Origin of the sequence: Bartonella sp. AP58NXGY, assembly GCF_042195785.1 — a bacterium.
Lineage (GTDB): Bacteria > Pseudomonadota > Alphaproteobacteria > Rhizobiales > Rhizobiaceae > Bartonella.
This window is the reverse complement of record NZ_JBHIOY010000006.1, coordinates 43,776-59,246: the sequence shown is the minus strand read 5'-3', so window position 1 is coordinate 59,246 and position 15,471 is coordinate 43,776. Positions and strand designations below refer to the sequence as shown.

Here is a 15,471-nt window from a genome sequence, read left to right as displayed (position 1 = left end):
AGATAAGGAAAAAAAGAGACATTGTTTATATAATCCAATAACTTTTCTCATTTTACACTAGGGCAAAGTTATTGGATTATTTTATAATGTGCGATTAATATGTTCGATACGGAAGGTCTCAATGATATCTCCTGCGCGCATATCCTCATAGTTTTCAAAGGCTATTCCACATTCTTGACCACTTTGTACTTCATTGACTTCATCCTTGAAGCGTTTGAGTGTTTTTAGCTTTCCTTCGTGAATAACGATATTATCACGGATAAGGCGAACACCCGCTCCTCGTTCTATTTTACCTTCTGTAACACGACATCCAGCAACTTTTCCGATTTTTGTAATGTTAAAGACTTCTAGGATTTCAGCATTACCAAGGAAGGTTTCTCGCTGTTCTGGTGAGAGTAATCCAGACATGGCGGCTTTGATATCGTCAACAAGATCGTAAATGATGTTATAATAACGAATTTCAATTCCTTGTGTTTTAGCAAAATCACGCGCTTGTTTATTGGCTCGAACATTAAAACCAATCACAGCTGAATTAGAAGCTTCGGCAAGAGAAATATCACTTTCAGTAATTCCTCCAGCACCAGAATGTACAATACGCGCACGAACCTCATCATTTCCTAGCTTCTCTAATGCTGAAGCGATTGCTTCAATTGATCCTTGCACATCTCCTTTTATAATAAGAGAAAACTCCTTAACACCAGTTGTTTGTAATTTTGTCATCATCTGTTCAAGAGAACCACGCGAACCCGTTTGTCGAGCAACAGCTTTATCACGTGCTAATCGTTGACGGTATTCAGAAATTTCGCGTGCTTTTGCTTCATGTGTGACAACAGCAAAACGATCTCCAGCTTGTGGTGTTCTTTGCATGCCTAAAATTTCAATTGGTGTAGAGGGAACAGCTTCTTTGACATGGCGACCACGGTCGTCAATCAAAGCGCGCACACGACCCCATTCATTGCCAGCAACGATAATATCAGAAGGGTGTAATGTACCTTTTTGAACAAGAACTGTTGCAACAGATCCGCGTCCACGATCCAATTTGGCTTCAATGACAACGCCCTCTGCAGTTCGCTGAGGATCTGCTTTCAGATCAAGCATTTCAGCTTGAAGAAGGATAGCTTCGAGAAGTTTATCTAGGTTTTGTCCAGTTTTAGCAGAAACTTCAACGTCCAAAGTTTCCCCGCCCATAGTTTCAACAAACACTTCATGTTGTAAAAGTTCTGTACGTACTTTTTGTGCATTCGCAGCTGGTTTATCAATTTTGTTGATAGCAACAATGATAGGGACACCAGCAGCTTTGGCATGATTGATTGATTCAATAGTTTGGGGCATGACACTATCATCAGCGGCCACAACGAGAACGGCAATATCGGTAACACGAGCTCCACGGGCACGCATAGCGGTAAATGCAGCATGCCCTGGTGTATCAATAAAGGTAATTTTTTGACCGTTTTGTTCTACTTGATAGGCACCAATATGCTGCGTAATACCACCTGCTTCGCCAGAAACAACATTTGCTTTACGAATAGCATCCAGAAGAGAAGTTTTTCCGTGGTCGACATGGCCCATAATAGTTACAACAGGGGGACGCTGCAGCATATTTTGAGGATTATCTGTTACATTAAAGATACCTTCCTCTACATCAGATTCTAAAACACGTTTAACAGTATGGCCAAATTCAACAGCGATGAGTTCGGCAACGTCTGCGTCAATAACATCGCCAGGTTTCACCATTTGTCCCTGTTTCATTAAAAATTTAACCACATCAACAGAACGCTCAGTCATACGTTGTGCGAGCTCTTGAATGGTAATCGTTTCAGGAAGAACAACTTCGCGAGAAATTTTTTCTCTTGGTTCTTGGTTTTGTGCACGCTTAAACTTTTCCTGTCTGCGCCGCATTGCAGCCATTGAGCGCCCACGTGCGCTTCCTTCTTCATCCAGTGCGCTATTAAGAGTTAGTTTTCCACGACGTCGCTCATCAGCCCCTTTGATAACTTTTGGCACGCGTATTTCTGATTTAGAAAGATTAGAACGTCGGTTATGCCGTTCTTCTTCTTTATCTTCATCTATTTTGCGTTTTTCAATCACAGTTGTGTTTTTAGGCGCAAGAGGAATATCTGTTTGTTCGATGAGAGGAGGAACAGGTGGAGTCTGTACCGGCAGTTTTTCTTCTTCTTGTTGGGGATGTATTTCTTTTTCTTTAATTTCTTGCTGTAAAATTTCTTCCTGTTCTTTAGCGCGTCTTGCTTTTTCTTCGGCTTGTTCTCGCGTTATTCTTTCTTGGATATGTGCTTCTTCTAATGCGCGAAGTCTTGCTTCCATTTCAGCTGATGAAAGATTGCTTTTGGCTACAGATTCTTGAGGCTTTTTTTCCTCAAAACGTGGTTTAGAGCGCTGGGGAGCCACATGCGGCTTTGTAATGGGCTGTAGGGTTTCAGTTTTTTCATCAGGTCGCGTAATTTTACGCCGTTTAGTTTCGACAACGACAGCCTTGGTACGGCCATGGCTAAAATTTTGTTTGACCGTGCTCGTTTCCAAGACAGACCGCTTGAGAGTTAGTGTCCTCTTGATTGTTGTTTTGTCGTTGTTATTTTCACTCATTGTACTTCCTTCACGGCTTGTGCCGTCATCTCACCAAGCTTACTATGTTTGTCATCACGATAGGTGATCAATTTATGTATCATTTTGAGAAATCCTTCAGCAGCCTTTGTATCCAATAAAGCTGCGTGCATTACAGGACTAGAGCCAAAAGCCACTCGCATTTCATCACTTGTAAATAAAGATATGGTTTTTATAGTGCGATTTGTTTGTTGTTGTATTGTGTGGATGGCCTGTGCAATTTTTCGTTTTCCATCTTCTGTTGTTTCTTTGGCATGAAGTACAAGAATAACTTGACCAGAGCGAATAGCGGAGTCAACCTTTGTTGCCCCTGCGACAACGGCTCCTGCTTTTCTTGCCATGGAAAGGCTTGAAAGAGCAGCTTTTAGTAAAAGCATATCAATAATATGCACAAGATTTGGTGCAACCTCAACATCTGTTTTAAAATTTTTATGAAAAGCTTTCTGTTTGATTGCCTTCTCAATAACAGCGTGATGGGCAGAAATCCAAACGCCACGCCCTGGTAAATTGGCTTTAAGATCAGGAACAATTTGGTTATTGGGACCAATAACAAAACGGATCAGCGTTTGTACTGAAGCATTTTTTCTGGTTACAATGCAAGTCCGTTCATTCATTTAAAGTGCATCCACATTCAAATCATCTGTTTTTTCATTTTCTGCAGAATTTTCACTTTCTACAGGATTTTCTGTAACAAGATCAGCTTGGTCTATCCAGCCTGCTTGTACACGTGCGGCTAAAACCATAGCTTCTGCATCAGCACGTGTAATGTCAAAAGGGGTCAGAATACCAGAAAAATTCTGTGTTTGACCTTCTTTACGTTCTCTCCAGCCGGCTAAATCATCAACGGCATAGCCAGCAAAGTCTTCTATTGTTTTTACACCATCCTCACCAACAGCAACCAACATAGCACTTGTCATTCCAGGAAGTGTTCGCAATTCGTCAGAAACTCCAAGTTTTTTACGTTTTTCATCGAGCTCTTTTTCTTGCCGATCAAGATATTCGCGGGCACGACTTTGGATTTCATTAGCAGTTTCATGGTCAAAACCATCAATAGAAGCGATTTCTTCAAGATCAATATAGGCGATTTCTTCAATAGAAGAAAAACCCTCTGACGCCATAACTTGTCCGATCATTTCGTCAACTTCTAAGGATTCCATAAACAACTTACTGCGTTCAGTAAATTCTTTTTGACGATTTTCAGATTCCTCCTTTTCCGTTAAAATATCAATGTTCCATCCTGTTAGCTGCGACGCTAAACGAACATTTTGTCCACGTCGTCCAATAGCAAGGCTAAGTTGATCATCTGGCACAATAACTTCTATACGTTCAGCATCTTCATCAAGGATGATTTTAGAAACTTCAGCAGGTTGCAGTGCATTAACGACAAATGTTGCCGCATCAGGTGACCAAGGAATAATATCAATTTTTTCGCCTTGCAATTCTGCAACAACAGCTTGTACACGGCTTCCTCGCATTCCAACACATGCTCCAACAGGATCAATGGAACCATCGCGTGAAACAACGGCGATTTTAGCTCGTGAACCTGGATCGCGGGCAACAGATTTGATTTCTATAATACCATCATAGATTTCTGGCACTTCCATAGTGAAAAGTTTTACCATAAATTGGGGATGTGTGCGTGAAAGGAAAATTTGCGGTCCACGCGTTTCACGGTGTACATCATTAACAAAAGCACGAATACGGTCTCCGTAGCGGAAGGATTCACGGGGAATTAATTCATCACGGCGCACAATAGCTTCACCGCGCCCTAGGTCAACGATAACATTACCATATTCCACACGCTTTACTGTTCCAGAGATAATTTCACCAACTTTATTTTTGAATTCTTCATATTGCTGATCACGCTCTGCGTCACGTACTTTTTGTACAATAACCTGTTTAGCAGATTGTGCCGCTATACGTCCAAAATCCATAGGAGGTAAAAGATCAGCAAAAAAATCACCAATTTTTGCTTCTGCTTGACGTTTGAGTGCATCCGACAAAGTAATTTCCGTTGTATAGTCTTCAACGACATCAACGATTTTAAGCAAGCGTTGTAATTTAATTTCACCTGTTTTGGAATTGATTTCAGCACGGATATTGGTTTCTTGACCATAACGAGAACGTGCTGCTTTCTGAATAGCGTCAGCCATCGCAGAAATGACAATTTCACGGTCGATTGACTTTTCACGTGCAACAGCATCTGCAATTTGCAGAATTTCAAGCCTGTTAGCGCTTGTAGCCATCAATTTTCTCCTTCTTTGTGCCACACGATAGGTATTTCCCAGTGATATTATTATTTTTCGAAATTGAGCGTCTGTATTGAGTCGTTATGATTATCTTCGGGAATGAATTGTTGACTTAAATTTTTATTTTTTTTCAATGCATCGCGAATAAGCTCATCAGTAAGCACTAAATGCGCATTTATGATATCACAAAATGAAATAGGGGTATACATGGCTTCTCCATAAGCAGCTTTATCAGTGTTTAAAATAAATCCATTTTGCGTGATATTTGTAAGTGTCCCACGAAATTTTCGGCGCCCATCAATTGTTATTTTGGTTTCAATTTTTGCAAGATGCCCTTGCCAATGAAAAAAATCAGATTTTCTTACCAATGGACGATCAATTCCAGGGGATGAGATTTCTAAATGATATTTGCGTTCAATAACATTTTGTACATCAAGGAGGGGGGAAACAGTCCGACTAACCGTTTCACAATCTTCTACGGTCATAGAACCATCAGCGCGTTCAACCATAATTTGAAGTGTTAAACCATTTTGTCCAAGAAGTTTCACACGAACCAAACGAAAACCTAAAGGTTTAAACAATGGTATGACAAGAGCAGCAACCTGTGCTTCGATACCATCTTCTTCAAACAGGCGTGGTTCATCAAGATTGCTTATTTTTTCAGCTTCGTTCATACAGTTAATCCAAGTTGTTTTCATCAGTTTTATGATATTAAAAAAGAGCGGGTCCAACGGCCCACTCTTCATCATAAGACCAAGAATTTAACCATTGATACTCTTAAATTCAAAATTTTTCAAGTTGTTTATGAGAAAAGCGCTTGATCATTTATTTCTTGATAAAGGTAAGATAGGTTGGCGTTCGTCCTTCGCGGAGAGCTTTTGCTTCATAGCGGGTTCCTCTCCATAGTGGATAAGGGTTTTTCCAGTCTTGAGGGCTTTCTGCTTTCCACTCAAAGTGATCATGTTGTGCACAATAGTATAAGGTCCAGTTTACATAACTGTCTATATCGCTAGCAAAGCGAAATTTTTTCCCCTTTTTAAGAACGCGAGCAAAACGGTTAAGATTTTTTATGTTGATGAAACGTCGTTTCCAGTGTTTCTTTTTCGGCCAAGGATCAGGATAGAAAAGATCTATTCCATCAAGCGAGTTATCAGGAAGCCAATCAAGGAGGCGCGTAGCATCATCATTATAGAGGCGAAGACGATTTTGATGGTGTTTATGTTGTTCAAGGGACAACAATATTTTCGCCATGCCATTAATAAAAGGCTCGATGCCGATAAAACCGGTTTGTGGAAAATGTTCCATTTCATGGAGTAAATGCTCACCTCCACCAAAGCCGATTTCAAGTCGAACTTCTTTTACTTTGCTTGAAAATAAGGATGTAAAGTTTGAGGGAGGAGGGACATTTAAATCAATATTAAAATGTGGGAGAAGCATTTTTATACGCGCGAGCTGACTATTTCGGAGCTGTTTTCCTTGTCTGCGTCCAAAAAAGGCTTCACTCTTGCGTGTATTATGTTTAATCATGCGACTTAAATCATTGCTTGAAGTGTTTTCACGAGATCGGTTTTTTCCCATGAAAACGAACCATCGTGCTTTGGTTTCCGCCCAAAATGACCGTAAGCAGCTGTCTTTGTGTAGATAGGTTTATTAAGGTCAAGATGTTTTCGAATTCCAGTGGGTGAAAGGTCCATTATTTTGCGAATGGCTGCTTCAATAACTTTTTCATCAACTTTCCCTGTTCCATGAAGATTAAGATAAATAGACAAAGGCTGTGCAATACCAATTGCATAGGAGAGTTGAATGGTGCACCGCTCTGCTAAATGAGCTGCAACAATATTTTTAGCCAGATAGCGTGCTGCATAGGCTGCAGAACGATCAACTTTTGTCGTATCTTTTCCTGAAAAAGCACCGCCTCCATGGGGTGCTGCACCTCCGTAAGTATCCACGATAATTTTGCGTCCTGTTAATCCGGCATCACTTTGAGGACCACCAATGACAAATTTTCCTGTTGGGTTTATATACCAACTGCATTGATCAGAAATGGGAATATCATGTAAAGCTTGACGAATGTATGGCTCAACCACTGTCCGTACTTTGTTGGAATCCCAACTTTCATCGAGGTGCTGCGTTGAAAGAACGATGGATGTTACCTCTATAGGTTTTCCATTTTTATAACGTATGGTTATTTGGCTTTTAGCATCTGGTCCTAATTTTCCAGTTTCTCCTTCTCCTTTATGACGGGCTGCGGCAAGAAGTTTGAGAATCTTATGCGCATAATAAATTGGTGCAGGCATGAGATCTGGTGTTTCACGGCAAGCATATCCAAACATGATGCCTTGATCACCTGCTCCTTCTTCACCATGCCGATCTGTAGCATTATCAACGCCTCTTGCAATGTCCGTTGATTGAGGGCGCAATAGAACATCAATTTTAACAGTTTTCCAATGAAATCCGGCTTGTTCGTAGCCAATAGCACGAATAGCACGGCGTGCTGCTGTACGAAAACGCGTAGGATTAATGAGTGGAAAGCCAGTTTTATCATAGATAAATTCTTTATTTTTATCTTTTTTTAAGAGTGTATCGGGAACACGCACTTCACCGGCAATAACAACACGGTTGACACTGACGAGAGTTTCACAAGCAACGCGGACTAACCACGGATCAGTACCAGTCTTTTGAGCTTCTTTATAGATCATATCAACAATTTCATCAGAAATACGATCACAAATTTTATCAGGATGCCCTTCTGATACAGATTCGCTCGTAAAAAGATAATCTTGATGCGGCATAGGAACTCCTTCAAAAAAGAAAACCAACGATTCAATTAATTGCCTACTAAAATTTCTACGGTTTGCCAATTCCACAGCAAATCGTTAATGCGAATTTATATGAATAAGAGAGAAAAAATATAATTTTAATTTTATAGCTTATTTGTCAAATCTTCCTCAGAAAGTGCTTTTGCCAAGTCAATGATTTTTCGACGCACTTTAGCATCAGAAATATTTGTAAAAGCCCGCATGAGTTGGATACCTTCGCTGCTAGAACAAAAGTCCATAAAATTGTGATCACTTTCAGCAAAACCTTCTACTTGTTGAGAGGTAAGTCCTTTATCAAAAAAGTAAGAAACAGGAACATCCATAATTTCTGCTATCGCTTGAAGACGACTGGCACCGATACGGTTTGTTCCTTTTTCATATTTTTGGATTTGCTGAAAAGTGATGCCTAATTTTTCACCTAGTTTTTCTTGAGTAAGTCCTAAAATATTACGACGTAAACGAATACGAGTTCCAACATAGATATCTATAGGGTCAGGTTTTTTTCTAGTTTCGGTCATAATGCAACTCTTTAATTTCCAGCACTTTTCTTTTAAACCAACATCAGATTTATGCGAAGCTGATTTATCATATAATTAAAATAATATGTAATATTTTTTCCCAATATTACCGGTATATGCAACATAATATCGCACAAGGAGCACTTGAATCATTTAAGCTGTTTTGTAAAACCAAAACCAATACGACACAATAGCATAAGGATGAATAAGATAAAAGTAGAGAAAGTTCTGTATTCATTGCTTCCTATAGGGGTAATGGATGATGGAATTTTTGAATCAATAATGCCCACAGCATTTTGTTGAAGAGCTACAACGATTCGTCCATAAGAATCAATAACTGCTGATATTCCATTATTGGCTGCACGTATGAGGGGGATTCCCAGTTCAACGGCACGAAGCTGTGCTTGTTGAAGATGTTGATAGGGTCCCGGTGTTACACCGAACCATGCATCATTTGTAACATTAATGATTGCTTGAGGCGGAGGACCTTTAAAAGTCATTTCATGAGGAAATATTGCTTCATAACAAATCAAGGGTAGATAAGAAAATCCGTTTGGCATTGTGACAGTTTCGCGCACATGTGCAGCACTATATCCACCAATATTATCAGCGAGGATATGCAATCCAATTTTTTTCAATAAATTCTGATAGGGAAGATACTCACCAAAAGGGACTAAATGAAGTTTATCGGAAGTGTTTAAAATATTACCTTGAGCGTTAATGACTACAATTGTATTAAAATATTGTGTTTGGGAATGGGGTAAATCATCACTGGCGCGTATTGCTCCGATAATAGCCCATTGTTTAGGTTTTAAAAGAGAGGCAATGTGCATTGTGATAGATGATTGATCATAGAGAAGATAAGGAACAGATGCTTCAGGCCATACGATAAAATCAGGTTCTGGATTTTTACCAGTTGCTGGTGTTGCACTCAGATTCATATGCGCTTCCAACATGGCTTCTCGTGTATTATCGCGCAATTTTATATTTTGTTGGATAGAAGGTTGAACAATGCGCACCCAATAATTTCTTTTTTGATCTTCAGCTGTATTCTCTATCGTATGGAGGCGATAAAATCCAAAACTACAGTGAATAAATATAAGTGCTAAGCAAAGAGAAAGTGCAGCTTTCTTTTTTTCATTTGTGAGTAAAACTGTTGGCAAACTGTAGGTTAAGACCGCAAGAATATTCATTCCGTACAGTCCCACGATGGCATCAGATTGCATGAACATTGGGGTTGGCATGGCTGTATAGCCAAGAGCATTCCATGGAAATCCTGTGAATAAGAACGCACGCAACCACTCGGCTAATCCTAAAGAAAAGGCTAAAACAAAAAAGCGTGCTATTCCTTTTGTCCATAATAAGCCGACAATGAAACCAGAAAAAAACCAATAAAGAGAAAGATAGAGAGGAGGAAATAAAATGGCTAGTGGGACTGCCCAACCAAAAGAATCTGGATCTGTCAACAAAGCATTGCAGAGCCACCAAAGTCCGCAAATAAAATAACTAAAACCAAAGGTTCCACAGCTTAAAGCGTAGGTAAAAAAATGTTTTTTATTGTTTGGGGAGGACTGTATTGAGTCCAGTAAAACAATAAAAATGGGGAAAGTTAAAAAGCAAAGAGGTGTCAAATAAAAGGGTGGAAGTGCAAAAGAAGTAAAAGCACCGCATAGAAAGATCAATGCTTGGCGCTTCCAGCCGGTAACAGAGAATAAAAAAACGATGAAATTGTTTAAAAACGTTGGACTATTCTTTAGGAATGGCATTGTTCTCAAGATTCTCATTTTCTGGAATGCGAAAAATGCGTAATCGCTTAATCCGACGTTTATCAGCTTCTAAAATACGAAATCTATAGCCAGGTACAGCTTCGATAATTTCACCTTTTTCAGGAATGCGATCAAGAATGGAGACAATCAAACCACCAATAGTATCAACTTCATCACCATATTCCCCTACGATAAAATCAGGACCAAGAGCTTTCTCCACATCTTCTAGTTCAGTTCTTGCATCAACGAGCCATTTATTATTGGGTTCGCGTACGATAGCATTGTCAACATTATCATGTTCATCTTCGATATCACCAACGACTAATTCAACAATATCCTCCATTGAAACGAGACCATCTGTTCCTCCATGTTCATCAATAACTAAAGCCATTTGTGTTCGTGTGGTTTGCATCCGTGTTAATAATTTGCTTGCTAGCATAGAACTGGGAACAAAGAGAACGGTTCGGATCAAATCCAATTCACCGATTGGGGTATGCAAGTCTGTATGGTTTAATTGAAGAAAATCGGATTTCTGTTCGGTTTTTGTTGGGGTGATAATAAAGCGAATCATATAGTTAAGAATATCGCGTATATGGATCATACCACGCGGATCATCTAAAGTTTCAGCATAAACTGGTATGCGAGAATGACCAATTTTTGCAAAACACTTAAGGGTTTCTCCAAGTGAAGTGTTTATTTCTAATGCTTCAATTTCAGAACGGGGTATCATAACATCATCTACGCGTGCTTCACGTAAGCGTAAAATATTATGCAGCATAGTACGTTCTTCAGGTGAGAAGAGGGCGGTGTCTTTTTCATTGTCAGTCGTGAGGGCAACGGTAAGGTCATCGCGCAGTGACGTAGATGCACAATTACGACCACGTAAGAATGAAAATAAATGATTCATCAGAGAATATTTTTCTGTATGATTCGTTTGTTGAGAGGGATTTTTTTCATTATTAGAAGATGTTGGACTATTATTTTGTGCATTTATTTTGTTGGCCATGGTTTTGAAATCTTCTAAACTTTCTTTTTATAATAGATGAATGAGAGGCTTAAATGGTATGCTCGTAATATTAATTTTAAAAGTTAAATTTTATCATTTATAGACAATTCAGCGTAAGGATCTTTTATGGAAAGCTTTTGAAGAATTTCTCTTTCAAGCTTTTCCATTTGATGTGCTTCATTATCAGTTTCATGGTCATAACCAAGCAGATGCAAGATGCCATGAACAATCATATGCATTAAGTGGTCTTGAAATGTTTTTCCTTCTTTCTCCGCTTCGAGAACAACAGTTTCTCGTGCAATAATAATATCACCCATTATGGGACCAGGAGGATTTCCAGCTTTAAGGGGAAAAGCAGGAAAGGATAATACATTGGTGGATTTGTTTTTATTGCGCCATTGTGCATTGATTTGTGCCATATGTTCATCATCCGTAAAAAGCAGGCTAATTTCGCTTACAACATTTTCCAATGAAACATGATGCATTGTTGTCGTTAATGCTTTTTCGGTGATATTATAAAGCATTTCCTCATCATTCCACCCTGTGCTTTTAATCATTATATCAATAATAATCATGATGAATCAAATTCATTTTTTAATGTGTCGCACGCGAGTGATTTTTTTTTATTGTGTATTCTAGAATCACGATCATAAGCGCGAACGATAGCAGTAACAAGCGGGTGGCGTACAACATCTTTTTCCTCAAAACGCACAATTGCAATATTTTCTACATTTGAAAGAATGCGGATTGCTTCAGTGAGACCTGATTTTTGCCCTGTAGGCAAATCAATTTGGCTTACATCACCGGTAACAATCATACGCGCTCCTTCTCCAAGACGTGTGAGGAACATCTTCATTTGCATGGGCGTAGTATTTTGTGCTTCATCAAGAATAATAGCAGCATGGGCAAGTGTTCGTCCGCGCATAAAGGCAAGAGGAGCAATTTCTATGACACCAGAAGCTAAGATACGTTCTATTTTTTTAGCAGGCATCATATCATAAAGAGCATCATAAAGTGGTCTTAAATATGGGTCAACTTTTTCTTTGAGATCACCGGGAAGAAAACCAAGATGTTCTCCAGCTTCAACAGCAGGACGTGAGAGAATAATTCGCTCAATGATACCACGTTCTAGAAGCATTGCGGCATGAGCAACAGCAAGATACGTTTTGCCTGTTCCTGCTGGACCTACACCAAACACAAGTTCCGTGTGCTCCATAGCGTGGATGTAAGCATCTTGTGTTGGAGTCCGTGCATGAATTATTTTTTTATGAGTTCTCAACTGTGCTGGTGTACTTTTTGTTGCAGATTGGTGTGTTATTGTGTCTTCTTTCTGCTTTTTTGGTATACTTGCCATAGCAATCGCTCCTTTTATATCTGATAAAGTGAGCTCTTGATGTGTTTTTGCACGTTCATAAAGCTGCTGCAATACATATTGTGCACGTTTTATAACAGAAATACTTCCATGGATTAAGACTTCATTACCACGCGGATGAATACTGAGTTCAAGTTTTTTTCCGATATAAGCAAGATTTTCGTCAAATTTACCAAAAACCACTTTTGCATATTTATTGTTTTCAAAAATCAAAACAACTTGGCTTGTATCTGAAGCGTTTACTTGTTCCAAGGGATCAGTCTTTTCAAGGGCAATATTTACGTTTTCTTTAACGCGCTTTATTTTTTCGGTTGAAGCTTTCAGCCTATTCTCCATCTCTACATAAATACCACACATCTTTTTGAGTAAACTCTATAAAAGACAAACTCTCTTTCGCAAAAGTGCACGCTTTAGATGTAATCATTTTCTTTTAAAATAAAAGAGTTTTCCAAAATATTTATTGTGAGCAAGGTGTTAGAGGCATGGCTATCTATTGGTTACTTCCCCGACAAAACTGTTCGAACTTGCATTTTTAATATGAATTTCTATTACGGTGCCCGTAGAGGCTTCTGTATCGACGACAACAGGTAAAAGCCAAGGGGAACGCCCTACCATTTGCCCTGAGTGACGCCCAGGTTTTTCGATAAGAACGTTCGTTTTTTGACCAATTTTAGAACGCAAGAACACATTTTGTTGCTCAAGGAGCAGGTGCTGTAAATGTTGAAGTCGGGCATCTTTTACAGATTCATCAACATGATTTTTCATTGTAGCGCCCACTGTTCCAGGTCGGGGGGAATATTTAAAAGAATAAGCTGAACTGTACTGCACTTGTTGAATAAGTTTAATGGTTTCTTCAAAATCTTCATCTGTTTCTCCTGGAAACCCTACAATAAAATCGCCTGAAAAGGCAATATCTGGCCGTGCAGTCCGAATTTTTTCGATAAGATGAAGATAATGAGAACTTTTGTGTTGTCGGTTCATGGCTTTTAAGATGCGATCTGAACCTGATTGAACAGGCAGATGGAGGTAAGGCATTAACATATCAAGATCTCGATGCGCGGCAATAAGGCTATCGTCCATATCACGCGGGTGGCTGGTTGTGTAACGCAAACGCTTTAAACCATCAAGTTTTGCGAGATGATAAAGAAGATCGCCAAGACGCCAAGTTTTGCCATCAGCACTTTGTCCATGCCAACCATTGACATTTTGTCCAAGGAGCGTAATCTCTTTAACACCAGCTTCAATAAGTTGGCGGGCTTCCTCGGTAATTTGCTCGACAGACCGTGATATTTCAGCACCCCGTGTATAGGGAACAACACAAAAAGTACAAAATTTATCGCACCCTTCCTGTACTGTTAAAAATGCGCTAACACCCCGTTTTCTTACTGCATGTTTATTATGAGGCGGCAAATGAGCAAATTTATCTTCAACAGCATAGTCTGTTTCGATAATTTTTTTTCCTTGTTTGGCTTTTTCTAATAATTCTGGCAAGTGATGATACATTTGCGGACCAATAACGAGGTCCACTATTGGAGCACGGCGCAAGATTTCACTTCCCTCAGCTTGTGCAACACAACCTGTTACACCAACTGTCAAGGGTTTATCAGGTGCGCGCTCTTGACGCATAACGCGCAAACGACCGAGATCAGAATAAAGTTTTTCTGCTGCTTTTTCACGAATATGACAGGTATTAACAAGAATAAGATCGGCATCAATTGGCGTTTGTGTTGTCACATAGCCTTGTGAACTGAGACTATCAGTCATCCGTTGGCTATCATAAACATTCATTTGACATCCATAAGTTTTGATAAAAACCTTTTTAGGAGCAACAGGAGGCGTATTTTTAGGATTTACTTTATTCATAGCGCATGTGTAAATGTTTTTTACACAAATCTCAATCTATTTGCTTAAAAGTTTTTTGCATGATAATTGCATCACCACGACCATTTTTTGATAGGTAGTAGGCAGGACGTTCAGAAATTTTTTGAAATTTGAAGCGTTGATAAAGGTTCAAAGCAGAAAGGTTTGTGGCTTCTACTTCCAAAAATAATTTTATGGCGCCCTTGTCGTGAAGATGGCAAACTGTACGATCGATAAGAAAGGTACCAATTCCTTGTTGACGATAATGAGGATGAACAGCAATTGTGATGATTTCTGCTTCATCAAGGATGAGACGGCAGAGACAAAAGCCTAAAATTTGATCAGAGCGATCAATGAGAAAGACTTTGTACCCAAAGATAGAGTGATCTGTTAAGAAATTATCAAAAGCTTGTTTTCCCCAAGACGGGGTAAAACAATGTTGATGAATTTGATGAAGAGCAGCACTATCATGAACTTGTAGCGGAGCAATTCCAAAATTCTTTTTTGTCAATGAAAATTTGGACATTATTTTTTTCGTGGTAAAGCAAAATTGGTTTGTTGTTTTGCATCAGCGCTGCGTAGATAGAGTGGGCGAGGTGAATTTTGTGGTTGTTTTTTGGCGGCAAGATAAGCATAGTTTACAATATCAGCTGCTTCGCAGGGGATTTTTTCTAGGATAATTTTTTCGTTTATTTTATGTTTTTTAATATGCTGCACAACGACATCAGCAGCTGGACCAGTCAGTCGGGTTTTTTTGGGCAAATCTTCGAGGATATTTTCAATTGTTTTTAATCCCGGCTCTCCCAAAGGTGTAAGATCATTATGAAAATTTTGATGGTAGAACATCCCTCTCCCTGCTTCAATGACAACAGTAATTGCCGATACTGTACTTTTGCTGTTTATGATTTGTGCTGCTAACGCTTCAAGAGCACTCACTCCAATAGCTGGTATTTCAAGTGCTAATGCCAAAGCGCGCGCTGTTGCAACACCGACACGTACACCAGTAAATGATCCAGGTCCAATATTGACAGCAATACGCTCAACTTGATCAAGCGTCATATTGGCTTGTGTCATTATTTGTGTAATCTGCCCAATAAGTTTTTCAGCATGTCCTTTGTTCATGCGCTCATTGATACGCGCAATAACAGATTTATGACGAATAAGCGCAACAGCACAATAAATTGAAGCAGTATCTATGGCAAGGATAAGCATAAAAATATTTTAGTTGAATAAAACGATAAATAAAAGTCCTGCTGTATTTT

General features: G+C 39.2%; 14 protein-coding genes. All 14 read right to left on the bottom strand.

Translation table 11 applies throughout. The annotated features are described in order from the left end of the window. Window positions 1–81 precede the first annotated feature (81 nt). Complete coding sequence (infB, locus tag ACFINC_RS05485; RefSeq protein ID WP_375616440.1) at window positions 82–2,601, bottom strand: translation initiation factor IF-2; 2,520 nt, start codon at window positions 2,599–2,601, stop codon at window positions 82–84. Next, the gene (locus tag ACFINC_RS05480; RefSeq protein WP_375616439.1) at window positions 2,598–3,233 is read right to left on the bottom strand and encodes an RNA-binding protein; all 636 of its coding nucleotides are present in this window, start codon (window positions 3,231–3,233) and stop codon (window positions 2,598–2,600) included. Before ACFINC_RS05480 ends, infB begins: the two co-directional genes overlap by 4 nt. Then, a complete protein-coding gene (gene nusA, locus ACFINC_RS05475) occupies window positions 3,234–4,865 on the bottom strand; it encodes a transcription termination factor NusA (protein WP_375616438.1) in 1,632 nt (543 codons plus the stop codon). A 50-nt stretch (window positions 4,866–4,915) separates the two neighbouring features. Next, a complete protein-coding gene (gene rimP / locus ACFINC_RS05470) occupies window positions 4,916–5,542 on the bottom strand; it encodes a ribosome maturation factor RimP (RefSeq protein WP_375616437.1) in 627 nt (208 codons plus the stop codon). Between the two features lie 151 nt (window positions 5,543–5,693). Beyond that, window positions 5,694–6,395 carry a tRNA (guanine(46)-N(7))-methyltransferase TrmB gene (locus tag ACFINC_RS05465; RefSeq protein WP_375616488.1) on the bottom strand — a complete coding sequence of 234 codons (702 nt, stop codon included), beginning with the start codon at window positions 6,393–6,395 and terminating at the stop codon, window positions 5,694–5,696. Window positions 6,396–6,400: 5 nt separating this feature from the next. Continuing rightward, a complete protein-coding gene (metK, locus tag ACFINC_RS05460) occupies window positions 6,401–7,660 on the bottom strand; it encodes a methionine adenosyltransferase (RefSeq protein ID WP_375616436.1) in 1,260 nt (419 codons plus the stop codon). 131 nt (window positions 7,661–7,791) lie between these two features. Continuing rightward, window positions 7,792–8,205 carry a helix-turn-helix domain-containing protein gene (locus tag ACFINC_RS05455; protein WP_375609192.1) on the bottom strand — a complete coding sequence of 138 codons (414 nt, stop codon included), beginning with the start codon at window positions 8,203–8,205 and terminating at the stop codon, window positions 7,792–7,794. Between the two features lie 149 nt (window positions 8,206–8,354). Beyond that, a complete protein-coding gene (lnt, locus tag ACFINC_RS05450) occupies window positions 8,355–9,989 on the bottom strand; it encodes an apolipoprotein N-acyltransferase (protein WP_375616435.1) in 1,635 nt (544 codons plus the stop codon). Beyond that, complete coding sequence (locus tag ACFINC_RS05445) at window positions 9,952–10,977, bottom strand: hemolysin family protein (protein ID WP_375616434.1); 1,026 nt, start codon at window positions 10,975–10,977, stop codon at window positions 9,952–9,954. The genes lnt and ACFINC_RS05445 overlap by 38 nt, the downstream gene beginning before the upstream one ends. 83 nt (window positions 10,978–11,060) lie before the next feature. After that, complete coding sequence (gene ybeY / locus ACFINC_RS05440) at window positions 11,061–11,552, bottom strand: rRNA maturation RNase YbeY (protein ID WP_375616433.1); 492 nt, start codon at window positions 11,550–11,552, stop codon at window positions 11,061–11,063. Beyond that, complete coding sequence (locus ACFINC_RS05435) at window positions 11,549–12,706, bottom strand: PhoH family protein (protein WP_375616432.1); 1,158 nt, start codon at window positions 12,704–12,706, stop codon at window positions 11,549–11,551. Before ACFINC_RS05435 ends, ybeY begins: the two co-directional genes overlap by 4 nt. Before the next feature lie 129 nt (window positions 12,707–12,835). Then, window positions 12,836–14,212 carry a tRNA (N6-isopentenyl adenosine(37)-C2)-methylthiotransferase MiaB gene (miaB, locus tag ACFINC_RS05430; RefSeq protein WP_375616431.1) on the bottom strand — a complete coding sequence of 459 codons (1,377 nt, stop codon included), beginning with the start codon at window positions 14,210–14,212 and terminating at the stop codon, window positions 12,836–12,838. Between the two features lie 31 nt (window positions 14,213–14,243). Continuing rightward, on the bottom strand, window positions 14,244–14,735 hold the full coding sequence (rimI, locus tag ACFINC_RS05425) for a ribosomal protein S18-alanine N-acetyltransferase (protein ID WP_375616430.1): 492 nt from the start codon (window positions 14,733–14,735) through the stop codon (window positions 14,244–14,246). Further along, window positions 14,735–15,421, bottom strand: a complete 687-nt coding sequence (gene tsaB / locus ACFINC_RS05420) for a tRNA (adenosine(37)-N6)-threonylcarbamoyltransferase complex dimerization subunit type 1 TsaB (protein ID WP_375616429.1) — start codon at window positions 15,419–15,421, stop codon at window positions 14,735–14,737. The genes rimI and tsaB overlap by 1 nt, the downstream gene beginning before the upstream one ends. Window positions 15,422–15,471: the final 50 nt, after the last annotated feature.